The organism is Methylobacterium sp. ARG-1, assembly GCF_001262595.1.
GTDB classification, from domain to species: domain Bacteria; phylum Pseudomonadota; class Alphaproteobacteria; order Rhizobiales; family Beijerinckiaceae; genus Methylobacterium; species Methylobacterium brachiatum.
Genome location: NZ_LHCD01000001.1, coordinates 172,631 through 197,436 on the forward strand (window position 1 = coordinate 172,631; position 24,806 = coordinate 197,436).

General features: G+C 65.6%; 26 protein-coding genes, 1 tRNA gene and 1 pseudogene. 11 read left to right on the plus strand and 17 right to left on the minus strand.

The annotated features are described in order from the left end of the window. Positions 1-686 precede the first annotated feature (686 nt). The 4 genes from AKJ13_RS31190 to AKJ13_RS00825 all read left to right on the plus strand — a co-directional run bounded on the left by AKJ13_RS31190 (position 687) and on the right by AKJ13_RS00825 (position 2,623). Positions 687-1,211: a hypothetical protein gene (locus AKJ13_RS31190; RefSeq protein ID WP_144426147.1), complete on the plus strand. Its 525-nt coding sequence runs from the start codon at positions 687-689 to the stop codon at positions 1,209-1,211. Then, on the plus strand, positions 1,201-1,803 hold the full coding sequence (locus AKJ13_RS31195; RefSeq protein WP_144426148.1) for a hypothetical protein: 603 nt from the start codon (positions 1,201-1,203) through the stop codon (positions 1,801-1,803). The genes AKJ13_RS31190 and AKJ13_RS31195 overlap by 11 nt, the downstream gene beginning before the upstream one ends. A 215-nt stretch (positions 1,804-2,018) precedes the next feature. Then, positions 2,019-2,285, plus strand: a complete 267-nt coding sequence (locus AKJ13_RS00820) for a hypothetical protein (RefSeq protein ID WP_244471469.1) — start codon at positions 2,019-2,021, stop codon at positions 2,283-2,285. Between the two features lie 140 nt (positions 2,286-2,425). After that, positions 2,426-2,623, plus strand: a complete 198-nt coding sequence (locus tag AKJ13_RS00825; protein WP_050731694.1) for a hypothetical protein — start codon at positions 2,426-2,428, stop codon at positions 2,621-2,623. 15 nt (positions 2,624-2,638) lie between these two features. Here AKJ13_RS00825 and AKJ13_RS00830 read toward each other — a convergent pair whose 3' ends face one another. Then, a complete protein-coding gene (locus tag AKJ13_RS00830) occupies positions 2,639-2,893 on the minus strand; it encodes a hypothetical protein (RefSeq protein WP_050731695.1) in 255 nt (84 codons plus the stop codon). Between the two features lie 201 nt (positions 2,894-3,094). On the opposite strand from AKJ13_RS00830, the gene AKJ13_RS00835 reads away from it, so the two are divergent. From AKJ13_RS00835 to AKJ13_RS00845, 3 genes and pseudogenes are all read left to right on the plus strand, one after another. Further along, positions 3,095-3,289, plus strand: coding sequence for a hypothetical protein (locus tag AKJ13_RS00835; RefSeq protein WP_244471470.1), 195 nt, complete (start codon positions 3,095-3,097; stop codon positions 3,287-3,289). 5 nt (positions 3,290-3,294) lie between these two features. After that, a complete protein-coding gene (gene umuD, locus AKJ13_RS00840; protein ID WP_050731697.1) occupies positions 3,295-3,747 on the plus strand; it encodes a translesion error-prone DNA polymerase V autoproteolytic subunit in 453 nt (150 codons plus the stop codon). Further along, positions 3,744-5,071: pseudogene (locus AKJ13_RS00845) on the plus strand (Y-family DNA polymerase). The gene umuD and the pseudogene AKJ13_RS00845 overlap by 4 nt, the downstream one beginning before the upstream one ends. A gap of 242 nt (positions 5,072-5,313) precedes the next feature. On the opposite strand, the gene AKJ13_RS31200 reads toward AKJ13_RS00845, so the two are convergent. The 12 genes from AKJ13_RS31200 to AKJ13_RS00890 form a co-directional block, all read right to left on the minus strand. Continuing rightward, on the minus strand, positions 5,314-5,679 hold the full coding sequence (locus AKJ13_RS31200; RefSeq protein ID WP_144426149.1) for a hypothetical protein: 366 nt from the start codon (positions 5,677-5,679) through the stop codon (positions 5,314-5,316). An 11-nt stretch (positions 5,680-5,690) separates the two neighbouring features. Continuing rightward, positions 5,691-6,647, minus strand: coding sequence for a hypothetical protein (locus AKJ13_RS31205; protein ID WP_144426150.1), 957 nt, complete (start codon positions 6,645-6,647; stop codon positions 5,691-5,693). Between the two features lie 773 nt (positions 6,648-7,420). Beyond that, a complete protein-coding gene (locus tag AKJ13_RS00850) occupies positions 7,421-7,624 on the minus strand; it encodes a hypothetical protein (protein WP_050731698.1) in 204 nt (67 codons plus the stop codon). A gap of 6 nt (positions 7,625-7,630) precedes the next feature. Next, the gene (locus AKJ13_RS00855) at positions 7,631-7,816 is read right to left on the minus strand and encodes a hypothetical protein (RefSeq protein ID WP_050731699.1); all 186 of its coding nucleotides are present in this window, start codon (positions 7,814-7,816) and stop codon (positions 7,631-7,633) included. 9 nt (positions 7,817-7,825) lie between these two features. Next, positions 7,826-7,990, minus strand: coding sequence for a hypothetical protein (locus tag AKJ13_RS00860; protein WP_244471471.1), 165 nt, complete (start codon positions 7,988-7,990; stop codon positions 7,826-7,828). Positions 7,991-8,015: 25 nt separating this feature from the next. Continuing rightward, on the minus strand, positions 8,016-8,189 hold the full coding sequence (locus tag AKJ13_RS31825; protein ID WP_160320589.1) for a hypothetical protein: 174 nt from the start codon (positions 8,187-8,189) through the stop codon (positions 8,016-8,018). A 6-nt stretch (positions 8,190-8,195) separates the two neighbouring features. Then, positions 8,196-8,456: a hypothetical protein gene (locus AKJ13_RS00865; protein WP_050731701.1), complete on the minus strand. Its 261-nt coding sequence runs from the start codon at positions 8,454-8,456 to the stop codon at positions 8,196-8,198. A gap of 9 nt (positions 8,457-8,465) precedes the next feature. Further along, positions 8,466-8,672: a hypothetical protein gene (locus AKJ13_RS00870; RefSeq protein ID WP_050731702.1), complete on the minus strand. Its 207-nt coding sequence runs from the start codon at positions 8,670-8,672 to the stop codon at positions 8,466-8,468. Positions 8,673-8,914: 242 nt separating this feature from the next. After that, positions 8,915-8,989, minus strand: a tRNA-Gln gene (locus AKJ13_RS00875). A gap of 127 nt (positions 8,990-9,116) precedes the next feature. Beyond that, positions 9,117-10,694 (minus strand): aldehyde dehydrogenase (NADP(+)), encoded by a 1,578-nt coding sequence (locus tag AKJ13_RS00880; RefSeq protein ID WP_050731703.1) that lies wholly within the window; start codon positions 10,692-10,694, stop codon positions 9,117-9,119. A 63-nt stretch (positions 10,695-10,757) separates the two neighbouring features. Next, complete coding sequence (locus AKJ13_RS00885) at positions 10,758-12,428, minus strand: thiamine pyrophosphate-binding protein (RefSeq protein ID WP_050731704.1); 1,671 nt, start codon at positions 12,426-12,428, stop codon at positions 10,758-10,760. Positions 12,429-12,580: 152 nt separating this feature from the next. After that, a complete protein-coding gene (locus AKJ13_RS00890) occupies positions 12,581-13,273 on the minus strand; it encodes a GntR family transcriptional regulator (RefSeq protein ID WP_050731705.1) in 693 nt (230 codons plus the stop codon). A gap of 186 nt (positions 13,274-13,459) precedes the next feature. Between AKJ13_RS00890 and AKJ13_RS00895 the strand changes: the two genes are divergently transcribed. From AKJ13_RS00895 to AKJ13_RS00910, 4 genes are all read left to right on the plus strand, one after another. Next, positions 13,460-14,179: a ribonuclease activity regulator RraA gene (locus tag AKJ13_RS00895; RefSeq protein WP_050731844.1), complete on the plus strand. Its 720-nt coding sequence runs from the start codon at positions 13,460-13,462 to the stop codon at positions 14,177-14,179. Between the two features lie 60 nt (positions 14,180-14,239). Beyond that, on the plus strand, positions 14,240-15,610 hold the full coding sequence (locus AKJ13_RS00900; protein WP_050731706.1) for an MFS transporter: 1,371 nt from the start codon (positions 14,240-14,242) through the stop codon (positions 15,608-15,610). Beyond that, positions 15,610-17,340, plus strand: coding sequence for an L-arabinonate dehydratase (gene araD / locus AKJ13_RS00905; protein WP_050731707.1), 1,731 nt, complete (start codon positions 15,610-15,612; stop codon positions 17,338-17,340). The genes AKJ13_RS00900 and araD overlap by 1 nt, the downstream gene beginning before the upstream one ends. 110 nt (positions 17,341-17,450) lie before the next feature. After that, a complete protein-coding gene (locus tag AKJ13_RS00910) occupies positions 17,451-18,455 on the plus strand; it encodes an SMP-30/gluconolactonase/LRE family protein (RefSeq protein WP_144426151.1) in 1,005 nt (334 codons plus the stop codon). Positions 18,456-18,557: 102 nt separating this feature from the next. Here AKJ13_RS00910 and metH read toward each other — a convergent pair whose 3' ends face one another. The 4 genes from metH to AKJ13_RS00930 form a co-directional block, all read right to left on the minus strand. Next, on the minus strand, positions 18,558-22,310 hold the full coding sequence (gene metH / locus AKJ13_RS00915) for a methionine synthase (protein ID WP_050731708.1): 3,753 nt from the start codon (positions 22,308-22,310) through the stop codon (positions 18,558-18,560). A 205-nt stretch (positions 22,311-22,515) separates the two neighbouring features. Continuing rightward, the gene (locus tag AKJ13_RS00920; RefSeq protein WP_050731709.1) at positions 22,516-22,740 is read right to left on the minus strand and encodes a hypothetical protein; all 225 of its coding nucleotides are present in this window, start codon (positions 22,738-22,740) and stop codon (positions 22,516-22,518) included. Between the two features lie 39 nt (positions 22,741-22,779). After that, positions 22,780-23,700, minus strand: a complete 921-nt coding sequence (metF, locus tag AKJ13_RS00925; protein WP_050731710.1) for a methylenetetrahydrofolate reductase [NAD(P)H] — start codon at positions 23,698-23,700, stop codon at positions 22,780-22,782. 77 nt (positions 23,701-23,777) lie between these two features. After that, entirely contained in the window at positions 23,778-24,788 is a 1,011-nt protein-coding gene (locus tag AKJ13_RS00930) for a metalloregulator ArsR/SmtB family transcription factor (RefSeq protein ID WP_050731711.1), read from the minus strand. Positions 24,789-24,806: the final 18 nt, after the last annotated feature.

Sequence of the window (24,806 nt, forward strand, 5' to 3'; positions counted from 1 at the left end):
CGGCGGGCTGGAGCGGCATACGAAGAACCCGGCGGTGGTACCTGCTCGACCGGGTGGCGGAGGAATTGGCCGTGCCGCCGGGCGAGCTGTTCGTGGCGTCGGCGGAGAGGGCGCGACGCCACCCGTGCCTTTGCGGAGCGGACGTCGCAGCTGATGGCCTTCATTGTAAGCTTAGGGTGGATTTTAACGCTTGGTGCACTGCGGCTTTGCGGAATTGCTCTCCTACTGGGTTCATGTCCGAAACCGGGTTTGCCGGCGGCCCTCGGCGCTTTCCTGAGAGTAATAGCTCAATATTTTCAATTACATAGCTGTTTGACTCAGTCCAATTTTGTAGTGGCGGACGTGTATATGACGGTTCTTAGCCGTGCTTTAGATCGAGAAGTCCGTAATGCATGCGGAGGAGAAGTATGCGGGGGCGGTAATCGCCTTCGGATCGCTTACGACTGGCACCGGCGGGACGGCGACCCTTGGTTGGCCTCGCCGTCCCGCCGGCCTGCTCGGCGCTGAGTTTTGCAACACCGGCGCACTGAGTGCCGTTCATCTCGTCTCGGCGCCCTGGCTTCGGCCGGGGCGCCATTTTTGCGTTTGTCGCTCCTATCGATGCCTCTTGCAGATTTCTCACATTCTGCGACGGCAGCTATGATCGTTCCCGCGTCAGCAAGGCGCGTCACCCCGCAGGCTGATCCATGTTGGCTGAACTTTCGGGCTTAGCCGCCGCCGAGCGGCGGGTTTATAGCATAGTAGAAAATCGAGTTCTTCGATCTCATAGAGCTATCAGGAAAGGTTTCACAAAAGCGGTAAGGATAAAAAGCAGGCTTTGGATAAGAGATGGTTACGCAATATTATTGATAGATGACGAAAAAGGCATCGCCGATGCGACAAAGCGCAATCGGAATTTTGGCTCACTGTTTCCTAGATTGCTTGAGCCAGCCTCAAATCTTCCAATGTTTCATGTAAAAGAGGGAGTTAGAAAGACTTCGATTGGCCACTTGACTCTTGATGTGCGGAACGGAGTTATCTTTAGGCTTGAAGAAGATGCCGGCGCCTTACTTTTCAATGTACGTGTCCAAACCCCCGACACGTCGTATGGCATTGATGGAACACTAATTGTTGTCAAATTCGGAAAGTTTTATTTTCAAGACAACATTGACGATGCTATTGACGAGATTGTTGCATTTCAAGCTGAGAGCCTAGCTAAAAATGCAGCCTGAAGAGTATCAAGCGTTCCATGATCTCGTTATGGCGCAAGAGCGAACCGAAGTTCAGTGCGCAAGGTATTTGCATCACGCGAGAGAATTGCTTGTACCCGGATCATCTACAAATTCGAGAATTTTTCTCGAAAATTTCAACATGTACGGCCGCTCTGATTTTTTCATTGTAGCAAAATTGTTAACTGAGCGTCGAGAAGAAGAAAACTTTGCATTTTTTTACGAAGCAAAAGCCCCTCAGCTATATGTGATGGAATTTGATGGAACTTCCCGGAGATGCGTGCCTACTTACGATCTTATGCAGGCAGAAAATCAGTTAATACATTACACTTCGGAGGCATCTGGAAATGCCGAATTCCTTGCGCAGCATGGCATTGTGGATGCGAAAAACGTAAAGCCGGGTGGAATTATTATTGGTAGACGATCGGATCGCTACCTTAGGGGCGACGATCCGGAAAATTCTTCTGTCAGACTGGCCACGCGAAGCCTCAAACTCCGTGAGGAATATTTTTATAAATCCACAAACATCAAGGTCTTTCTTTGGGATAGAATTTTGGATTACTTAAATCCGGAAAATCCTATTGTTGGGAGATAAGATTTGAAATTTGCACCAAGGGATAGTTTTCGCTCAAAGCGGAAACCTTGAGGTTTTAGCGGACCGAAAACTATTTGGCCATATCGCGGCGGGCATGTCCGCTAGCGACGCCGCCTCCGACCTCCCGCCCGCAGTCGCCTCCTGGCGCGACCAACTCGAGCGCCTGTCCGAGCACGCCTCGCCGTGCCGGTATCCTGCCGACAAAGTGGCCGCCCATGCGTGCGAACGCACTGGCCTTCATCGACGAGTTCGGCGCCGAGGCGCACCGGCTCGGCTGGACCGCGGAGCAGCTCTTCGGCGTTCACCCGGAGCACGGCTTCCTGCGCGTCGAGTACGCCGGTGCCCTGATGGTCAACGACAGCAAGGTCGTCGGCGTGGAGCCGGACCGAATCGTGTTTGACCGGTTCTCCGGCTACCGGACGAAGCCTGGGCAGACCTGGGGGCCGCCGGTCTGGGAGTACGCGGCCAAGGGGCGCGGCTGATCGCGCCTGTGATCTGCGAGGATGTTGGGGGCAAGCCCGATGTGAGCCGGCGCAGGATGTTGCGCTGGCCAAGCCATTAACGCCTCAGGCCTTTTCGCAGCGCATCATGCCGGTATGTCCACTCACATACCGAGCCAGCCATGCACTTCGAGATCCGCTCCACCGGCCGCCACCTCTGGACCTGGGTGCTGCTCGACTCGGCGCATCTGACGGTGATGGAATCGGACCGGACCTTTCCGTCCGAGGCGCAGGCGTCGGCCGCCGCGCTGGCTTTCTCGAAGCTCGTGACCCGCGCCGGCAAGTCGCTGACCGCGCCGACGTCGGGCGGCCTATTCTAGCTGCTGCGCGGGCCGTCAGCCGCCCTGCAGGCTCTCCGCGAAGTCGTCGGGGATCTCGCCCCATTGGCCGAGGATCGTGACGCCCTCCAACTCGCCGGTCTCGTCGTCGGCCACCACCTTCAGCGCCGCCGCGCCCGGCATCCGCTTGGCCATGTTCTCGGCCTTCTTCACCGCGCCGCTCTCGGTCTGCGCGGGCTCCTGCCGGGCCGGCCGCAGCCGCTTCCGGTGCACCTCGAAGGGCTGCACCACGAATGCCGTCTTCATCGCCATCGTCGTCGTCTCCTCCCGGCGGCTTCGGTTGCGGTAAAGCTCCGTTGCCGTTGCCCTTTTCAGAAACCCTCCACAGCGATCCACCGCTATCCGAGCCGCCGCCACTCCGACGGTTGAACCGCGATCACCCCTGCGCTTTGTTCTCAGTCTGTTCTAGCAGGGAATCGGAACGCGATGCACGCTCTCCCGCATGAGCCACCTGTGGAGTTTCGTCTCACCGAGGCAGAGGCGATCGCGCTCCACTACTATCAAGCCGCGCATCGAGATGGCTGGACGGCTCTGGTGCAGGCGATCGCCGACGCCCTTGCCGACATCGATGCCGCGGAGCGCCACATCGCTGACCATGGGCGGCTGGTCTCCCATGGCTATGCACGTGGCCGCGTCGGGGCAGCCTGAGCCTCATGTCAGTTCACCGCATCGACGAACTGCTGATCCATAGCCCCGATGCCGTCCGCGTGCCGCTGATTGGTCAGGCCCTCTGCGCCGGCTTCCCGTCGCCCGCCGACGACTTCCTCGAGGGCGCGCTGGAGCTGCCACGTTGGCTCGTGCCGAACCCGCCCGCCACCTTCCTGTGGCGCATCGCAGGCTCGTCCATGGAGGGGGCCGGCATCTACGACCGCGACCTCGCCTGTGTCGACCGCAGCCTGAAGGCTGGACACGGCAGCATCGTCGTCGCGGCCGTCGATGGCCAGATGAGCTGCAAGCGCCTCGTGATCGACGGCAACGTCGCCCGGCTCGCCTTCTGCAATCCGGATCTGCCCGCCTTTGCGGTCGACGAACTCGGCGAGGGCGTGATCTGGGGCGTAATCCGCTTCTCGATCCGCTGGCACGTCGCCCGCGGCCAGCTCTCATGAGCACCCCGGCGGCCCGGCTGCGCGACCGGATTGGCGGCGGCCGCGCCGTGGCGCTGATCGACGGCAACAGCTTCTACTGCTCGTGCGAGCGCGTGTTCGATCCGAAGCTCGCCACTGTCCCGGTGATCGTGCTCTCGAACAACGACGGCTGCGCCATCGCCCGCACCAGCGAGGCCAAGGCGCTCGGCATCAGGATGGGCGACCCGTACTTCAAGATCCGCGACCTGTGCCGGGCACAGGGCGTGCGGGTGTTCTCGTCGAACTACACCCTCTACGGCGACATGTCGGGGCGGACCAACGCGGTCTACCGGCAGTTCAGTCCGCAGGTGGAGATCTACTCCATCGACGAGAGCTTCCTGAACCTGTCGGACGTCGCGCCGGCGCTCCGGGTCGAACTCGCCCTGGACCTACGCGCCACCGTGCGGGCCTGGACCGGGATCCCGACCTGCGTCGGCATCGGCCCGACCAAGACGTTGGCCAAGCTCGCCAACCACATCGCCAAGACCGTGCCGGTGCTGGACGGCGTGTGCGACCTGACCGACCCGGCGGCCTACGCGCACTGGCTGTGCCGGATCGACGTCGCCGAGGTCTGGGGCATTGGCCGGGCCTCGCTCGCCAAGCTCCAGGCGATGGGGGTCGAGAGCGTGGCGGACCTGCGCGACCTCGACCCGCGGCCGGTGCGCAAGGGCCTGACCGTGGTGGGCGAGCGGATCATCTACGAGCTGCGTGGCGCGGCCTGCCTGCCGCTGGAGATGGTGCCGGCCGGCGTAAGGGCTGCGCGGTGACGCGCTCGTTCTCAAGCCGGATCACCGAGCGTGCGGTGCTGGAGGAGGCGGTGGCGGCGCACGCGACGCGGCTCGGCGAGAAGCTGCGGCGCGAGGGCCTCGGCACCAACCACGTCACGATCTTCTACCACACGAGCGAGCACGACCGGGACGAGCCGATGCGGTCGGTCTCGACGACGGTGCAGCTGCCGGAGCACAGCTCGGACACGCTGGCGCTGATCAAGGCGGCGCGGCACGGAGTGGCGAAGACGTGGCGCGAGCCGGACGCGCGGCCGTGGCGGTACTCGAAGGCCGGGATCGTCACGAACGACCTCGTGCCGCTGTCGCACAGCCCGCGGGCGCTGATCGGCGCGTTGGACCGGGCGCGGGCGGGCCCGCTGATGGCGGCGATGGACGCGTGCAACGCGCGTTGGGGCCGGGGCGCGGTGGTGCCGGCGCGGGCCGGACTGGTGAGCCGGCGCGACTGGAACACGAAGTTCGAGATGCGCACACCCCGCTACACCACGCAGGTCGGCGAATTGCCCGTAGCACACGCATAGAGCGTGCACCGTCTGCATCTGGCTTCGCGATCGCTCTGGGTGGATTGTGACCCCCTCCATTTCGCCGCGAAACGGGTGGTTTAACTCCGATCCGACTCGGCCGTTCTACGTTTCTCATCGCTCCACTGATACATGACTTTTGCGTAAATCTCGGTTATTTCTGGTGTTAAATGAAGTAATAACTGCTTAATTACCCTCCTTTTTCAGGAAAACGCATATATAACTAATACGTCCCAATAATATTAACTCTGGCATGGGAGATAACCTGCCGTCCTAGCCTGATCTTTCGTCATTCTTTCCATGTTTGTATCTTTATAGCGAATTCCTTGATGGACCAACCAGAAACTTACATAATCTGAGCCGCCTGAACTGGTATAACAACGCGTGCCTTCAGCAAGATGATCTCTCACAAGGCTGACCGCATCGATATCTTTGCTATTCAAAACGACGGCGGCATGAAGTAAAAGAGTCTCGACCAGCGACTGTTCAACATTTTTCCCACAAAGAATGGCTCTTATTTTCTTGAGCTCGGCTCTACGTTTCCGTGTTTTGCCGTCCAATCGCTTATTTTTATTGCGAATTTTGGCCTTATTACTGGATTTAGCCATCTAACATCCTCCTATCGAGGGAAAAGGCTGAAATTTGGACCGTATCCGGACAATAGATTGTTTTGGAGGCCGTTCTGTAATTGCGTAAACGTGTGTGTCGCCTCCGCAAGCGGCGAAAGTTGCGCTATCCCTGGAACGGATTTATCAAGCGGACCAAAAGTAAATACTAATTCGTGTGTATTGTCTCGACCGGTACTGAAGAATGTTCCAGAGCTATTGAAGCTCGCGGGGACCAATTTCCAGGATGGAGTCAAATTTCCAGACGACGTTATTTTAAATGAAATAGTCTGATTAAGTACGTTTTTCAGGCCTGCCACGGTCGGATCGTTAGAAGGCAGCTTTGCGGACCCGAGTGCGGCAGATGCAATTCGACTTTCAAGGAGAGAAAATAGTTTAAGATCAATATCTACGAGAGGTGATCCTTCTTTGTTCCCAGTTGGATCTCTGCAAACCTCACGTCCCCTGCGATTGTTGAATACATCAGGCTTATATAGCTCGGCAATAGTATAAAATATGTTAGTTTTCTGTATGCGATTAGCATCACTGCTGACTGTAAGGCCTCCTGAAGCGGTGAATACGTAGGATGCGGAAGACATTGGTGTCAAAAGCAGCGTTGGATTAAATGATGATCTCTCAACAGTCGTGAAGTTAATTGCAACCTCCGCACCCCAGTCCCTGAGATACCCCGCATAGATTTTTCTGTTGGGGCGCCTCGATGCGTCGTCTTGATCGTTTAGGATTACTTTGGTGACAGTATAGCTTAACTCACAATTGATGCTTCTTATGACGGTTGCTACCATATCATTTTCTTCTCCGGGATCATCAGTCGGAATAGTGCGAATGCTTGGAACATACGTTCCGCAACCGCCTAGAAGCGCTGCGCAAACGAAAATTTGGATCATATTTGCGCAAATATTCATCCAGCTCTCCGTCAAAAAATATTTGGTTTGAACTTGTTCCGTGATCATGTCTGCGCAAGTCAAAGCAGCTGCAGGGCAGCCAGGGCAGGCTCTGCAGTTACAAATTCATCATTTCAGGATTTTTTGACTTGGCAATCCTTCAAAATTCGCGGAACACAAGATAATCACCAGCTCTCGCGCGTGATTATTGAATGGGACGAATCGTGTCAAATATACAACGATTCTGCTGTGCGGCTGTCATTCAACGAATAGTCTTGATGTGATTGATAACTCGCCAGCTTATTCCGCGTTGAGCGGACTGAAACATTCGGCGGTTTGCTTTAATTATATTGACATGAGATTGTAGTTTTCTTGCACAAAATCTCATTTGCAGAAGATCTCTTCGACGCATTCTGAAACAAGCCTGTCTCAGGTCTTCGCCTGATCAAATGCCTGCATCGTTTTGCGTTTTACTGCCCTAGGCGGACTGGTATAAACTTACCCAACACACTTGTACTCTATGTCCCGCTAAACAGCCTGGGAGCGGGCCTTGCCAGAGCCCGCTACGGATCGTTCGCAGCCACGGGCATCGCTCCTCTGCGCTGCACGCCACCAGGTCCAGTTTCGGTAGGTCTCACTGACTGCCAAGCCGTCAGCCTCAAGCCGCGTCAGCACACGGGTGGCGTGCATGGTTCGCTCCCGACCGGGTAAACCGGCGCGCTCGGCAATCGCGGTGCTTGTGGACGGCTCGGACGTCAGCACCGCCAGCACGCGTAGGCGGGTGTCCGGGCGCGGCCGTGCGCCTTGAGGTGCTGGGCGCTTCGGCGTGAGGGGCACGCCCGCTACAGCCCCGCGACGAATGTGAGCAGCAGCGTCGAGATCGCCAGCAGGGTCGCGAAGAACCCGAAAGTGAGCACGCCCCGCGTCTCGAGCTTCCGGTGTTCCCATGCAGAAGCGATCAGGCTCGTTCCGGTGTACCCAGTTATCGGCCCAGCCAGCCACATGGCGGCGAACAGGATCCAGCCAATAGGCGTCAGCGGTGTCATGAGACGCTACCGCCTTTTCTGCCGGCGCTTCGAAACGGGCGGCAGCGCCTTATCAAGGATATCGCGGATCATCCGGATGATCGGTTCCGCCCGCGTCCCGTAAGTCGTTTCGCACGAACCCTCGACGAGCGCCCGGATCTGCTTGAGGGCTTCGACCGGGTCAATCGCTGGCGGGTCGGAATCGGCTGCCATTGCGACGACCTAGTGCAGCTTGTCGGTCGCCGGATCCAGGAGACCGAGGCGGTCAGCGAGGTCGAGCAACTCGCCGTCGCTCAAGCCCTTGCCGTCCACGATCCAGTACGCGAAGTCGTCGCCGAGCGGCTCGACCGAGTGGCCCGCGGCGATCAAGGCCTCGACGGCTTCCATGACACGGCCGCGCTCGCTCATTTCTTCACCGGCTGACTCCACGCCGGCTCGGCCACCAGAACCGCGGGTTCACGAGGACAATCAGCGCCAGGACGTACAGGCCCACCCCGGCCCAGGCGGCGAGCCTGAAGGCCTCGATGCCGACTGCCAGTCCGGCCGCCAGGATCGCGGCCATCCATCCGAGAGCTGTTGGGTTCATCCGCGCTCATCCCTTCACCGGGTGCGCCAGCAGGATCGCGGTCCGGACCATGTTGCGCTTCCAGCCTGGCTTGTCGGTGGTGAGCGCCTCGGCCGCGCGTGTGTTGGTGCGGAGCGTCCCGACGAGATCGAGGTTCCAGCCCTTCGCGAGCGGGTAGGCCTCGGTCGCCAGATCCGCGAGCACCGCATCGACTGCGGCGTCGATCTCCTGGTCGGTGATCTCGGCGGCCTTGCGCAGCTCGGAGACGGTCGGGGGTTCCTTGGCCATGGTGGCGGCCTATCGCGGGTCGCTGTCCTGGACCAGCTCGCGGCACGCGGCAAGGCACCACAGATCGGCATCCGAGAAGGTCAGGTCGCCGATCTGCCAATGCTCGAGTTCGTCGCCAATCAGCACGACGGGAAGCTGAGCAGCCAACAGCGCGTCGACCGCCTCCATGATCGGATCGGCCTCCTGCCAGCGAATCGGATGGCGGTCCTTGCTCATAAGGCGAAGCTACCGCGGGCCGGGGACGGGCGTCTACGATCAAAGGACCGTATCGTCGTCGAGGCAAAGCCTGCTTGCGTAGTTTTGAAGCCGGCACGTCAGGCGAGGGACCACTCCACGATCGGAGGCGGTCTAAATGCCATCTCGAAATTGTGCCGACTCTTGTGCGCCGGAAAAACACCTTCTGTTCCGGGCTGTCCGTTATGTCCCAGTCCTGAGGGCTTTGATATTCCTCAGGTTTTTGGCTGGGGCGCCAGGATTCGAACCTGGGAATGGCGGTACCAAAAACCGCTGCCTTACCACTTGGCGACGCCCCACCGTGGGCTGGGGCTGTCTAGACGGGGAGTCTCGGCGTTGCAAGCGCTCGATCGGGCGCAAACTGCACCGTTCGAGGTTGGCGCGCGGGGATGGACGGGCTGGCCCTTCCCCGCGCGACCGGTCGCGTCAGCGGCGCTCAAGAACGCCGTCGATCCGGCGCGGCAGGCCGAGGGGGTTGGCTTGTTTCAGGGCCGTGGGGAGCAGCGCCTCGGGGAGGTCCTGGTAGCTCACCGGCCGCAGGAAGCGGTCGATCGCGAGGCTGCCCACCGAGGTCGTGCGCCCGTCGGAGGTCGCCGGATACGGGCCGCCATGGACCATGGCGTGGGCCACCTCGACCCCGGTGCCGAAGCCGTCGACCAAGATGCGGCCGACGCGACGCTCCAGCAGCGGCAGCAGGTCCCGCACGGCCGCATGGTCCTCAGGCGTGATGTGCAGGGAGGCGGTGAGCTGGCCTTCGAGATGGTCCAAGACCTTCCGCATCGCGGCGAGGTCGGGGCAGCGCACCACCAGGGCCGCGGCGCCGAACATCTCCTCCTGCAGCTCGGGCTCCGACAGGAAGGCGCTCGAATCGGTGGCGAACAGGGCCGCCCGGCTCTGGGTCGCGGTGCCTTCCGGTCCCTCGGCGAGGCGCGTGACCGCGGCGTGGCCGGCGAGCCGCGCGACACTGTCGCAATAGGCCTTGTGGATGCCCGGGGTCAGCATGGTCGCGGCGGCCGTCTCCCGCAGGGCGGCCGTGGCCGAGGCCAGGAAGGCGTCGAGGCCCGGGCCCGACGCCGCCAGGATCAGGCCTGGATTGGTGCAGAACTGGCCGGCGCCAAGCGTCAGGGAGGCCGCGAAGGCCCGGCCGATCGCCTCGCCCCGGGCCGCCAGGGCGCCCGGGAACAGCAGGACCGGGTTGATGCTGCTCATCTCGGCATAGACCGGGATCGGCCGCGGGCGCTTGGCCGCGATCTCCGTCAGGGCGGTGCCGCCCCGGCGCGATCCGGTGAAGCCGACCGCGGCGATGCGGGGATCGGCCACCAGCCCCTGCCCGATCGACTGGCCGGCATCGAACAGCAGCGCGAACACCCCCTCCGGCAAGCCGCTCGCGGCCACCGCCTTCTGGATCGCCCGGCCGACCAGCTCCGAGGTGCCGGGATGAGCCGGATGGGCCTTGACGATCACCGGGCAGCCGGCCGCCAGCGCCGAGGCGGTGTCGCCCCCGGCCACCGAGAAGGCGAGCGGGAAGTTGCTGGCGCCGAACACCGCCACCGGTCCGAGCGCGACCTTGCGCAGGCGCAGGTCCGGCCGCGGCAGCGGCTTGCGGTCCGGCAGGGCCGGGTCGATGCGGATCTCGAAGGCGCTGCCCTCGCGCAACACGCCGGCGAACAGGCGCAGCTGGCCGACGGTGCGACCGCGCTCGCCCTCGATCCGCGGCCGGGGCAACCCGGTCTCCTGCATGCAGCGGGTGACGAGGTCGTCGCCGATATCGAGGATGTTGGCGGCGATTGTCTCGAGGAAGGCCGCCCGGGTTTCCGGATCGGTCTCGCGATAGGTGTCGAAGGCGGCCTCCGCCAGGGCGCAGGCCCGATCGAGATCCTGGAGGCTCGCGCCGGGGAACTCGGGCTCCAGGGCCTGGCCGGTGGCCGCCTCCACGGCCCGGAACGCCGCCTGCGTGCCTCGCTGGGCCTGGGCGCCGATCAGGTTTTCGCCACGCACGGTCATCGTCGACTCCTGTTCGTATGGGTACGGAGGATCCGCACCGGGCCGGTGTTCAAGGAAGGCCTCTCAGCCCTCGCGTGCCGCCAGGGCCTTCGCGCGGATCGCCGCGAGGGTCATGGTCGGTGTCAGCGCCTCCGGATCGACGAGGCAGTGGATCATCGCCGGCACGCCGGCGGCGAGGCTGCGCTCGAAGGCCGGGGCGAACTCTTCGGTCCGCTCGACGCGCTCGCCATGGCCGCCGCAGGAGCGGGCCAGGGCGGCGAAATCGGGATTGCGCAGCTCGGTCGCCGAGACGCGCCCGGGATACTCACGCTCCTGGTGCATCCGGATCGTCCCGTACATGCCGTTGTCGAGGACCACGACGATGATGGCGACGCCGTACTGCACGGCGGTGGCGAATTCCTGCACCGTCATCATCACGTCGCCGTCGCCGGCGAGCGTCACGACGATCCGCTCGGGGAGGCTGCGCTTGGCCATCACGGCGGCGGGCAGGCCGTAGCCCATCGAGCCCGAGGTCGGGGCGAGCTGCGTGCCGAAGGCGCGGAACCGGTAGTAGCGGTGCACCCAGGTGGCGAAGTTGCCGGCGCCGTTGCAGATCACCGCGTCCGGCGGCAGCCGCTCGCGCAGCCAGGTGATCGCCGCGCCGTACTGGAATGCGCCGGGCTTCGGCTCCGGGGTTTCCGACCAGGCGCGGTAGGAGGCGTGCGCCTCGGCGGCGCGGCCGGTCCGGGGGGCATCATAGGCCGGCAGGGCCGCGCAGAACGCCTCCGGGGTGGCCTGGATCGCCAGCGCCGGCTGGTAGACCCGGCCGAGTTCCGCCGGGTCCGGGTGGACATGGATCAGCGGCAGGCCGGGATTGGGAATGCCGAGGAGTCCGTAGGATTGGGCCGGCATCTCGGACAGACGCGCGCCGACCATGAGCAGCAGGTCGGAATCCCTGATCCGGGCCAGGAGGGCCGGGTTCGGCCCGATCCCGAGCTCGCCGGCGAAATTCGGATGGTCGGCGGAGAACAGGTTGGCGCGCCGGAACGACACCGCCACCGGCACGTCGTGGCGCTCCGCCCATGCGCCCAGGGCCGTGCGGGCCGATTCAGTCCAGCGCGAACCGCCGAGCAGCAGCATCGGCTGCCGCGCCTCGGCGAGCAGCGCGCGCAGCCGCTCCACATCGGCCGGCGCCGGCGCCGGTTCGGCCGGGACGACCCGTGGGGCGTCGGCCACCGCCGCGACATCGTCGAGCATGTCCTCCGGCAGAGCGATCACCACCGGCCCCGGCCGGCCCTGGAGCGCGACCCGGAAGGCGCGCGCGAGGATCTCCGGGATGCGGGCCGCATCGTCGATCTCCACCGCCCATTTGGCCAGGCCGCCGAACATCTGCCGGTAATCGACCTCCTGGAATGCTTCCCGGTCCCGCATCGCCCGGGCGATCTGGCCGACGAACAGGATCATCGGGGTCGAATCCTGGCGCGCGATATGGACGCCCGCCGAGGCGTTGGTGGCCCCGGGCCCGCGGGTGACGAAGCAGATGCCGGGGCGGCCCGTGAGCTTGCCGGCGGCCTCGGCCATGATCGCGGCGCCGCCTTCCTGGCGGCAGACGAGCACGTCGATGCCGCTGTCGCGCAGCGCATCGAGCACGGCCAGGTAGCTCTCGCCGGGGACGCAGGTGACCCGCTCCACGCCCTGGGCGATCAGCTGATCGACGAGTACCTGCGCGCCGGTGCGTTGGGGCAATCCGCTCAAGTCGTTTCTCCCTGGCGTTGACGGCGCCCCGGAGCATGTCCCCAGGAGCAGCCGGCCGGCCTGTCGCGGCCTTGGCCCGACCGATGCCGTTTCCTGGGATGCGACTGATATCTCAGTCCCAGGATAGGGCTGCGGGTGGCGTGGTCAACCTGTCAGACTAGGGGCTGGCGGTCGAGGGCCCGGCGCGTCATCCGGTCGAGGAGGTCGAACAGCGTGCCGATTTCGGCAAGCGCCCGCTCGAGGTCGCGAGCGGCGATCCCGGCCACGATCGCCGCGTGGATGCCGGCGCAGTCGAGGAAGCTGGCGGTGGGTTCGTGGGCATACCAGAAGCGCCGCGACTGGGCGTGGAGCGGGCCCATCGTGCCGGTCAGGGTCGTGTTGTACGCCGCCGCGACCATCGCCTCGTGCAGGGCGCGCTTCAGCCGGAAATAGACCTCGCGGTCCCGGGCCGCGGCGGCCGCGAGCAGGCCCTCGGTGCGCGCCTGCAAGGTCGCCATGTCGTCGTCCGAGGCGCGGGCGATCACGCAGCGGGCGACCAGCGCGTCGAGCGGGCGCCGGACTTCAAGCAACTCGAGGTGCTTGATGATGTCCACCTGCGTGACCAGCACGCCGCGGCGCGGATGCACTTCGACGAAGCCGATCGCCTTGAGTCGCGCCAGGGCCTCGCGGACCGGGGTGCGCCCGAGGGCCAATTCCGCGCCGAGCTCCCCCTCCGACACCATCGCGCCCGGCGCGAGGCGCCGGCTGATGATCATCTGCTCGATCGCGTCGTAGGCGGTCTCGGACAGGGAACGCGGCCGCCTGGCATCGACCTGCACTCCGAACGCGTCGGCACCCGCCGACAAAATCCGCTCCCCGGCCAACCTGCCCCCCGTCTGTCCCGAAGCCCACGCCTGCTCCGGTTGACAATGGCTCCGGTGGGCGCCCTACTCAAGCCCTGAGATATCACTGGTCGCCCAGGGCGCATCCGCGCCGGCCGGATCCTCGATGATCCGGGTTCGACGGCGACCGCTTTCAGGGGGATGATGCGGATGCCGGGGCTATCCATCGCGACGCGTGACAAGCTCAAGACCGTCAGCACGGCGACGCTGATGACCGCCTTGTTCAAGCGCGGCCTGCGCAACCAGATGATCCAGGGCGTGCGCCCGCTCCGAGCAGGCGGCGCCACGATGGTCGGCGAGGCCTTCACCCTGCGCTACATCCCGGCCCGCGAGGACCTGAACCCGATCACGGTGTTTCGGGACCGGGCGCATCCACAGCGCAAGGCGGTGGAGGAATGCCCGCCCGGCGCGGTGTTCGTGATCGACAGCCGCAAGGATGCGCGCGCGGCCTCGGCCGGCTCGATCCTGGCGACCCGGCTGATGGTGCGCGGCTGCGCCGGTCTCGTCACCGACGGCGGCTTTCGCGACGCCGACGAGATCGCCCGATTCGACATGCCGAGCTACCATGTGCGCCCCTCGGCGCCGACCAACCTCACCCATCACCAAGCGATCGACATCAACGTGCCGATCGGCTGCGGCGACGCCCCGGTCTTCCCGGGCGACGTGATCGTGGGTGACGGCGACGGCGTGGCGGTGATTCCCGCCCACCTCGCCGACGAGATCGCCGACGAGTCGGTCGAGATGACCGCCTACGAGGATTTCGTCACCGAGGAGGTCCGCAAGGGCCGCTCCATCTTGGGCCTCTACCCTGCCACCGACGAGCAGAGTCTCGCCGACTTCGCCGCGTGGCGGAAGCAGAACGGGCGCTGACGACGCCCGATGCCGATCGGCGCGAAGCCGGCACCGAAAACGCAAGATTGGGAGGGGGCTATGTCGGGGGGCATGCCTGCGGTCTCGGCGCTGCCGGAGATCGAGCGGCGCACGGTCGCGAAGGTTTCGTGGCGGCTGCTGCCGCTCATCGTGTTGATCTACTTCATCGCCTACATGGACCGCACGAATGTGGGCTTCGCCTCGTTCGGGCTGAACCGGGAGTTCGGCTTCTCGGCGACCATTTACGGCTGGGGTGCGGGGATCTTCTTCCTCGGCTACGTCATCTTCGAGATACCAAGCAATCTCCTCCTGGAGCGCAACGGCGCGAGGCTCTGGATCACCCGGATCATGGTCACCTGGGGCCTGGTCGCGGGCGCCATGGCCTTCATCACCGGCCCGGTGAGCTTCCTGACGATGCGCTTCCTGCTCGGGATGGCCGAGGCCGGCTTCTTCCCGGGCATGATCCTGTACTTCACCTACTGGTTTCCCCGGCGCTACCGGGCCCGGGTGGTGGCGGCCCTGTTCCTGGCGGTGCCGGGCTCGAACGCCCTCACGGCGGTGATCTCCGGCGCGCTGCTCCAGCTCGACGGCGTGCTCGGCCTGTACGGCTGGCAGTGGCTGTTCATCCTGGAAGCGGTGCCCTCGATCCTGCTGGCCTTCGTCGTGCTCGCCTTGATGACCGACCGCCCCGCCAAGGCCGCCTGGCTCGCGCCCGAGGAGCGAAGCTGGCTTGAGGACACGTTGGAGGCCGAGCGCCGGAACACGGTCCAGACGCACGGGCATTTCACGCTGAAACAGGCGCTGACCGACCGCCGGGTGCTGGCGCTCGCGTCGATCTACTTCTTCATCGGCACGGCGACCTACGGCATCACCTTCTTCCTGCCGCCGATCCTCAAGAGCCTGAAGCTCACGGACTGGGAGACCGGCCTGGCCACCGCGGTCCCCTACGTCGTCGGCACGGTCGGTATGGTCGCCTGGAGCTGGTCGTCGGACCGGAACGACGAGCGGCGCTGGCACTTCGTGGTCGCCGGCGTGATCGCCATGCTCGGCCTGATCGCCGCGGGGCCGATGCTGGGCAGTCTCTGGTCGCTTACGGCGATGTCCGTGGCCGCGATCGGGCTCTACGGCACCAAGCCCGCCTTCTGGGCGATGCCCGGCGAGTTCCTGTCGGGACCGGCCGCGGCCGGGGGCATTGCGCTGATCAATGCGATCGGCAATCTCGGCGGCTTCGTCGGCCCCTACGTCCTGGGCTGGCTGAAGGACGCCACCGGCACCTACGAGGCCGGCCTGTATTTCCTCGCCGCCTGCGCGCTCGCCTCCGCGACGATGACCTTCCTGGCGGTCCGGCCGGGCGCGACGGGGGCGGGCCGGGGCGGCACGGCCGGCCGACCGGCCGCCGCGACCGAGCGCGTGAGACCGGAGACCGTCTGATGAACGCACACAAGAAGACCCTCGGCGATCTGCGCAGCCAGCGCTGGTTCGGCGCCACCGACCTGCGCAGCTTCGGCCACCGCTCGCGCATGCTCCAGATGGGCTACGAGCGCGCCGACTTCACCGGCAAGCCGATCGTCGGGATCATCAACACCTGGAGCGACATCAACCCCTGCCACCTCCACTTCCGCGAGCGGGTGGAGCAGGTGAAGCGCGGGGTCTGGCAGGCGGGCGGCTTCCCGATCGAGCTGCCGGCGCTCTCGCTCTCGGAGAACTTCGTCAAGCCGACCACGATGCTCTACCGCAACCTCCTGGCCATGGAGGTGGAGGAGTTGCTGCGCCAGCACCCGGTGGACGGGGCGGTGCTGATGGGCGGTTGCGACAAGACCACGCCGGGCACGGTGATGGGCGGCATCTCCATGAACCTGCCGATGATCTTCCTGCCGGCGGGGCCGATGATGCGCGGGCATTCCGGCGGCAAGATCCTCGGCTCGGGCTCCGACGTGTGGAAATACTGGGCCGAGAAGGAAGCCGGCACCATCACCACGCAGCAGTGGAACGACATGGAGGCGGGGATCGCCCGCACCTTCGGCACCTGCATGACCATGGGCACCGCCTCGACCATGACGTCGATCGCCGAGGCGCTCGGCCTGTCGCTGCCGGGCGCGGCCTCAATCCCGGCGGCCGATGCCGACCATCCGCGCATGGCCAGCGCCTGCGGCCGGCGCATCGTCGAGATGATCTGGGAGGACCTGAAGCCGTCCGACATCCTCGACCGGCGCTCGGTGGAGAACGCCCTCGTGGTCCACAACGCGCTGGCCGGCTCGACCAACGCGATGATCCATCTGGTGGCGATGGCGGGCCGGGCCGGGATCCCGATCAAGCTGTCCGAATTCGACGATTTCGCCCAGAAGGTGCCAGTCATCGCCAACCTGCGGCCCTCGGGCGCTTGGCTGATGGAGGATTTCCATATCGCCGGCGGCATCCGGGCGCTGATGGTGCGGCTGTCCCCCCTCCTCCACCTCGACGCCCGCTCGGTCACCGGCGGCACGATCGGCGACGGGCTCGCCGGCATGAGCGTCTACAACGACGACGTCATCCGCCCCCTGGACAAGCCGATCGTCGCATCCGGCGGCACCGCGATCCTGTACGGCAACCTCGCGCCGCATGGCTGCGTGATCAAGCCGCCGGCCGCGGATCCGCGCTTCCTCAAGCATACCGGGCCGGCCCTGGTGTTCGACGATTACGACGCCATGAGCGCGGCGGTGAACGACCTCGACCTCGCCGTCACCCCGGACCACATCATGGTCCTGCGCAATGCCGGCCCGATCGGCGGCCCGGGCATGCCGGAATGGGGCATGCTGCCGATCCCGAAGGTCCTGCTCCGGCAGGGCGTGCGCGACATGCTGCGCATCTCGGACGCGCGCATGAGCGGCACCAGTTACGGCGCCTGCATCCTGCACGTCTCGCCGGAATCGGCGGCCGGCGGGCCGCTTGCGGCCGTACGCAACGGTGACCTGATCACCGTCGACGTGTCCGAGCGGCGCATCCACCTGCATCTGGACGAGGCCGAGATCGCCGCGCGCGTCGCTTCGTTCGTGCCGCCGGACCGGGCCTATCCCCGGGGCTACAACCGCCTGTTCGCCCAGCACGTGCGGCAGGCGCATGAGGGCTGCGACTTCGACTTCCTCGAGGGCGCCGGAGGCATTCCCGAGCCCGAAATTCACTGACCCGCGCGCTCCCCGCGGACCGACATCTCAGCCCGGGGCAAGGCAGCACGGTCAAACAACGATCCACGAATCGTGGACGAAGCCGGCGGCTGACCGGACAGGGAGGATACATGGCGATGATCGCACGCAGAGGCCTGCTCGCGGGCGCGGCCCTGCTCGGGGCGGCCCGCGCGGCCGGGGCCGGGTGGGAGCCGTCGCAGCGCGTGCCCGATCCCGCCGTCGAAGTCCTCGACCCGGCCTTCGCCAAGTACCGCCTCGCTTCCGCCACCGTGGAACGTGTCGCCACCGGCCTGCGCTGGGCCGAGGGGCCGGTCTGGTTCGGCGACATGGGCGCACTGCTGTTCAGCGACGTTGTCAACGACCGGATCATGCGCTGGGATGAGGCCTCCGGCGCGCTCACGGTGTTCCGCAAGCCGTCCGCCTACGCCAACGGCAACACCCGGGATCGGCGGGGGCGCCTCGTCACTTGCCAGCACAAGTCCCGCAGCGTCACCCGGACCGAGCATGACGGCTCGATCACCACGCTGCTCGACCGGTTCGACGGCAAGCCGCTCAACTCACCCAACGACGTCGTGTGCCATTCCGACGGTGCGATCTGGTTCACCGATCCGGCCTTCGGCCCCAACCCCCACGAGTCGATGGCGGCGCCGGAGCTCCCGGGCAATGTCTACCGGATCGACCCGGCGACCGGGCAGGCAAGCGTCGCGGTGGCCGGTCTCGCGGGACCGAACGGCCTGTGCTTCTCGCCGGACGAGTCGAAGCTCTACGTCATCGAGGCGCGCGCCAAGCCGAACCGCCTGATCCGCGTCTACGACGTGGTCGAGACCGGCACTAAGACCGCCAACGGACGGGTGTTCTACGACGCCGGCACCGGCACGCCGGACGGCTTCCGGATCGATGTCGACGGCAACCTCTGGTGCGGCTGGGGTATGAGCGAGGCCGAGGACGGCGTGCTCATCCTCTCGCCCCAGGCCAAGCCGATCGGCCGGATCCGTTTGCCCGAGCGCTGCGCCAACCTCTGCTTCGGCGGCCTCAACCGCAACCTGCTGCTGATGACCGCCTCGCACTCGGTTTACGCGCTCTATGTCAACACCCGCGGCGCCGGGACCTGCTGATCCGGCTCATCTAGGTCGCGTCGACGGAGCTGGGACGCTCTCGACAGAGCAGGTGCCCAAATACGCCAGGCATCGCGAACGATCGATGCCTGGCGAGCCCCTCTACTCCGCGGCTTCGGCCAGGTACCGCGTCGGGTCGTAGTTCAGGATCGGCCCGAGCCAGCGCTCGACCTCGCGGATATCCATGCCCTTGCGCAGGGCGTAGTCCTCGACCTGGTCCCGCTCGACCTTGGCGACGCCGAAATAGTGCGCCTGCGGATGCGCCAGATAGAGCCCCGAGACCGAGGAGCCCGGCCACATGGCGTAGGACTCGGTCAGCTTCACCCCGATCCGCCGCTCGGCCTTCAGCAGGTCGAACAGCTGCGTCTTCTCGGTGTGGTCGGGCTGCGACGGATAGCCCGGCGCCGGGCGGATCCCGTCATAGGGTTCGCTCGCCAGCTCCGCCGGCGTGAAGTTCTCTTCCGGCGCATAGCCCCAGAATTCCCGGCGGACGCGCTCGTGCATGCGCTCGGCGAAGGCCTCCGCGATCCGATCGGCCAAAGCCTTCACCAGGATCGCCCGGTAATCGTCGTTGGCCCGCTCGAACCGCCCGGCGATCCGCACCTCCTCCAGGCCGGCCGTGACCACGAAGCCGCCGACGTAATCGGCGACGCCGGTCTCCGCGGGGGCCACGAAGTCCGACAGGCAGGTATTGGGCCGTCCGTCGCGCTTCGAGAGCTGCTGGCGCAAGCCGTGGAAGGTCGCGAGCCGGTCGCTGCGGCTCTCGCCTTTGTAGAGCACAATGTCGTCGCCGACGCTGTTGGCCGGCCAGAAGCCGATCACGCCCTTCGGGTTGAACCAGCGCTCAGCCACGATCTGCTGGAGCATCTCCTGCGCGTCCTCGTAGAGGGCGCGAGCGGCCGGACCCTGGTCCGGATCGTCGAGGATCGCCGGGTAGCGGCCCTTGAACTCGTAGGTCTGCAGGAACGGCGTCCAGTCAATATACGGCACGAGGTCGGCGACCTCGTAGGAGCCGAACACCCGGGCATCCGTGAAGGCCGGCTTCTTTGGGGCATAGCCCGACCAGTCGATCTTGAAGGCGTTGGCCCGGGCCTTGGCCAGGGGCAGGCGCTGCTTGTCGAGTTCCGAGCGGGCATGGGCGGCCGAGACCTTGGCGTATTCGGCGCGCACGGTCTCGATCGTCGAGTCGCGGGTCTCCTTGGACAGCAGGCTCGACACGACGCCGACGGCGCGGCTCGCATCGGTGACGTAGACCGCCTGGCCCTTGGCATAGGCCGGGTGGATCTTCACCGCCGTGTGCACCCGGCTGGTGGTGGCGCCGCCGATCAGCAGCGGCACGGAGAAGCCCTCGCGCTCCATCTCGCCGGCGACATGAACCATCTCGTCCAGCGAGGGGGTGATCAGGCCGGACAGGCCGACGATGTCGACATTCTCCTTGCGCGCCACGTCGAGGATCTTGGCGGCCGGGACCATCACGCCCAGATCGATGATCTCGTAGTTGTTGCAGGCCAGCACGACGCCGACGATGTTCTTGCCGATATCGTGGACGTCGCCCTTCACGGTGGCCATCAGCACCTTGCCGGCGGCCTGGCGCTTGCCGTCGCCGCCATTGGCGCGCTTCTCCTCCTCCATGAACGGCTCGAGATAGGCCACCGCCTGCTTCATCACCCGGGCGGACTTCACCACCTGGGGCAGGAACATCTTGCCGGCGCCGAACAGGTCGCCGACGACGTTCATGCCGGCCATCAACGGGCCCTCGATGACGTGGAGCGGACGCTCGACGCCGGCCCTCGCCTCCTCAGTGTCGGCGATGATGTACTCGGTGATGCCGTTGACCAGCGCGTGCTCGATGCGCTTGGCCACCGGGGCCTCGCGCCACGTCAGGTCGGCGGTCTTGGCCTGGGCCGAGGCGCCGGTCTTGAAGCGCTCGGCCGATTCCAGCAGCCGCTCGGTGGAATCGTCGCGGCGGTTGAGGACCACGTCCTCGCAGAGCGCGCGCAGCTCCGCCGGGATCTCGTCGTAGACGGCGAGCTGGCCGGCATTGACGATGCCCATATCCATCCCGGCCTGGATGCAGTGGTACAGGAACACCGCGTGCATCGCCTCGCGCACCGGCTCGTTGCCGCGGAACGCGAAGCTCAGGTTCGAGACGCCGCCCGAAATATGGGCGTGCGGCAGGGTCTCGCGAATCGTCCGGGTCGCCTCGATGAAGGCGACGCCGTAGCCGTTATGCTCCTCGATGCCGGTGGCGACCGCGAAGATGTTCGGATCGAAGATGATGTCCTCCGGCGGGTAGCCAACCTGCTCGGTCAGGATTCGGTAGGCCTTGGTGCAGATCTCGACCTTGCGCTCGTAGGTATCCGCCTGACCCTGCTCGTCGAAGGCCATCACCACCACGGCGGCGCCGTAGGAGCGGCAGACGCGGGCCGCCTCGATGAACTTCTCCTCGCCCTCCTTCATGGAGATCGAGTTCACGATCGCCTTGCCTTGGATGCATTTCAGGCCGGCCTCGATCACCTCGAACTTCGAGGAATCGACCATCACCGGCACCCGGGCGATGTCGGGCTCGGCGGCGACGAGGTTGAGGAACTCGACCATCGCCTTCTGCGAGTCGAGCAGGCCCTCATCCATGTTGACGTCGATCACCTGGGCGCCGGCAGCGACCTGATCCCGGGCGACGTCCAGGGCGGCGGCGTAGTCGCCGTTGGTGATGAGCTTCCTGAACTTGGCCGACCCGGTGACGTTGGTGCGCTCACCGACGTTCACGAACGGGATTTCCTTGGTGAGCACGAACGGCTCCAGCCCCGACAGCCGCATCAGGCGCGGGATCTCTGGGATCTGCCGGGGCGTCTTCCCGGCGACCGATTCGCTGATCGCGCGGATATGGTCCGGCGTCGTGCCGCAGCAGCCGCCGACCATGTTGACGAGGCCGGCTTCGGCGAACTCGCCAACCAGCTTGCCCATAGCCTCGGGGCTCTCGTCGTAGAGGCCGAACTCGTTGGGCAGGCCGGCATTCGGGTAGGCGCAGACCAGGGTGTCACAGATCCGCGACAGCTCGGCGATGTGGCCGCGCATCTCGCGAGCGCCCAGCGCGCAGTTGAGGCCGAAGGTCAGCGGATCGGAGTGGCGCAGCGCGTTCCAGAATGCAGCGGGGGTCTGGCCCGAGAGGGTCCGGCCCGACAGGTCGGTGATCGTGCCGGAGATCTGGATCGGCAGGCGGATCCCGGTCTCCTCGAACACCGCCCAGGCCGCGGCCACCGCCGCCTTGGCGTTGAGCGTGTCGAAGATCGTCTCGATCAGGATCAGCTCGGCGCCGCCGGCGATCAGGCCGCGGACCTGCTCCATATAGGCGGTCTTGACCTGGTCGAAGGTCACGGCGCGGTAGCCGGGATTGTTCACGTCCGGCGAGATCGACAGGGTGCGGTTCGTCGGGCCGATGGCGCCGGCGACGAAGCGGCGGCGGCCGTCCTGCTTCTCGGCAAGTTGCGCCGCCTCGCGGGCGAGGCGCGCGCCCTCCCGGTTCAGGTCGTGGATGATCGATTCGAGGCCGTAATCTCCTTGCGCGATCGTGGTGCCCGAAAAGGTGTTGGTCTCGCAGACGTCGGCGCCGGCGAGGAAGTAATCCAGGTGGATCTGCCGGATCGCATCCGGCTGCGTCAGAATCAGGAGGTCGTTGTTGCCCTTCTGATCGTTCGGATGATCCTTGAAGCGGTCGCCCCGGAAATCCGCCTCGGTCAGCCCAAGGCGCTGGATCACCGTGCCCATCGCCCCGTCGAGAACAAGGATCTTCTCCGATGCGCGGGTCCGCAGCGCGGATGCGATCTCGGTGCCGTCGACGGGGGAGAAGTCAGTCATGATCGGTCCCAACAGACCACCTCAGCCGAGGTGCCGTAGCGAAGCGGGGGCCTCGGAGGAGGCCCCCAGATGTCGTGTCGATCCCTGGAGCCCTCCTTCGAGGCCCGCTGGCGCGGGCACCTCATGCTGAGGGCACGGGTTGGCGTTTCAGGTTCGGACCGGCCCGGGAATGTCCGGATCAGCCCGCTTTTTCCAGGGCGGCGAGTCACTTCTCGAGGGCGTCGAGGCGTTCCTCGACTTCGGCAGCCGCGTAGCGGCCGAGAACCGATTCGCCGTTGATCCCCTCACGCATATTGGCCAACCGCCCCTCGATCCGATCCAGACGCTGATTGACGCCAGTGAACTCGCGCGCCGCGTTCTGCCCGAATTCTCGAATCTCGGTCCGCATCTCCCGAAGAAGCGGAAGAATCATATCCTGCGGTTCGGCCATCGTCCTGCCTCCTGCTGCGCCGTGTGGGCTCAGCTGAATCTAGGCCGCCGCTTTTTCCGTCGCCAGCTTCGGCGCCTGCGCGCGCAGGCCCAGCAGGTGGCAGATCGCGTAGACGAGGTCGGAGCGGTTCATCGAGTAGAAGTGGAAATCCTGCACGCCCTCGTCCACCAGGTCGAGCACCTGCTCGGCCGCCACGGCGGCGGCGACGAGCCGGCGGGTCTCCACGTCGTTGTCCAGACCCTCGAACCGGGCTGCCAGCCAGTAGGGCACGGAAGCGCCGGTGCGGCGGGCGAAGTTCGCCGCCTGCTTGAAGTTCTGCACCGTCAGGATGCCCGGGATGATCGGGATCGTGATCCCGGCGGCCCGCACCTTCTCGAGGTAGCGCAGGTAGACCTCGTTCTCGAAGAAGAACTGGGTGATCGCCTGGTCGGCGCCGGCATCGACCTTGGCCTTCAGCGCATCGATGTCGGCCTCGAGGGTGGCGGCCTCCGGGTGCTTCTCGGGATAGGCCGAGACCGAGACCTTGAAGTCGCCGATGCGCTTGATTCCCTCGACCAGCTCCGCGGTCGTGGCGTAGCCCTCGGGATGCGGCTTGTAGGCGTGGCCGACGCCGTCGGCCGGGTCGCCGCGCAGGGCCACGATGTGGCGCACGCCGACATCCCAGTAGGCCTGCACCACCGCGTCGATCTCCTCACGGCTGGCATCCACGCAGGTGAGGTGCGCGGCCGGCTTGAGGGTGGTCTCACGGATCATCCGGGCGACGGTGTTGTGGGTGCGCTCCCGGGTCGAGCCGCCGGCCCCGTAGGTCACGGAGACGAATTTCGGCTGGAGCGGGGCCAGCCGCTCGATCGAGGACCACAGGATCTTCTCCATCTCGTCGGTCTTCGGCGGGAAGAACTCGATCGAGACGCGGATCGGGTGGTAGCCGTCGCGGCTGGCGCGGTGGGTGGAACGGCGCATCGGGTCTCGTCCTCTATGTCGATCGGTTCAGACGATATGGGTGAACAGGGTTGCGTGGAGGTCGTCCGGCCCGAAGGTCAGGCGACCGCGCGCTGTAGCGGTTCCGCATCGCGGCCGACGCCCATGTCTTGGGCGAGCCAGAGCGTGACGGTGAGCTGCCCGGCCTCCCGGGGCACCAGATCGCGGGTCGCGACCGTGGCGAGCCCGGCCTCGGCCAGCCAGTGGGAAACCTGGTCCGCGGAGAAGCCGAGTCGGCGGTGGGCCTGGCTGGTGCGCAGGAATTCGAGATCGTGCGGGGCGAAATCAACCACCAAGAGCCGGCCCCCGGGTGCGACGAGGCGCGCGGCACCCCGCAAGGCGCGCGCCGGATCGTCTAGATAGTGGAGCACCTGATGCACCACCACCAAGTCGAAGCTCGCCCGGGCGAAGGGCGGCGCGTGGATGTCGCCCTGGCGCAGATCCACCCGCGACAGGCCCTGACGCTCCAAATTGGCCCGGGCGACCGACAGCATGGCGTGGCTCGAATCGAGCCCGGTCGCGCGGGCGGACCGCGGAGCGAGCAGGCCGAGCATCTTGCCCGTGCCGGTGCCCAGATCGATCAGGCTGCCGAGCGGGCGCTCGCCCAGAGCGTCGAGCACCGCTGCCTCGACGGTGGCTTCGGGGACGTGCAGGGAGCGCAGCTCGTCCCATTTCGGCGCGAGCCGGGCGAAAAAGGTCTGGGCCGCCTCGGCCCTCTGAGTGCGCACCGCATCGAGCCGGGCGCGATCCTCCGAGAGCGGCGGCGTGGTCCGATCGAGCCCCGATAGGAGCGGGTCGGCGAGGCCGGCCCGCGCCTCGGACAGCCGGAAGAACGCCCAGGCGCCCTCGCGATGGCGCTCGACGAGGCCCGCCTCGACCAGCAGCTTGAGGTGGCGCGAGATGCGCGGCTGCGACTGGCCAAGAATGTCGGTGAGGTCGGAGACCGACAGCTCGCCTTCCGTCAGCAGCGCCAGGATGCGCAGGCGCGTCTCCTCGGCCGCCGCGCGCAGAACGCCCAGGGCTTCCGGAAAGGGGATCGATCCCGCCGCGCGACTCTCAGCGTTAGACATAAAGATATGTTTATGTCC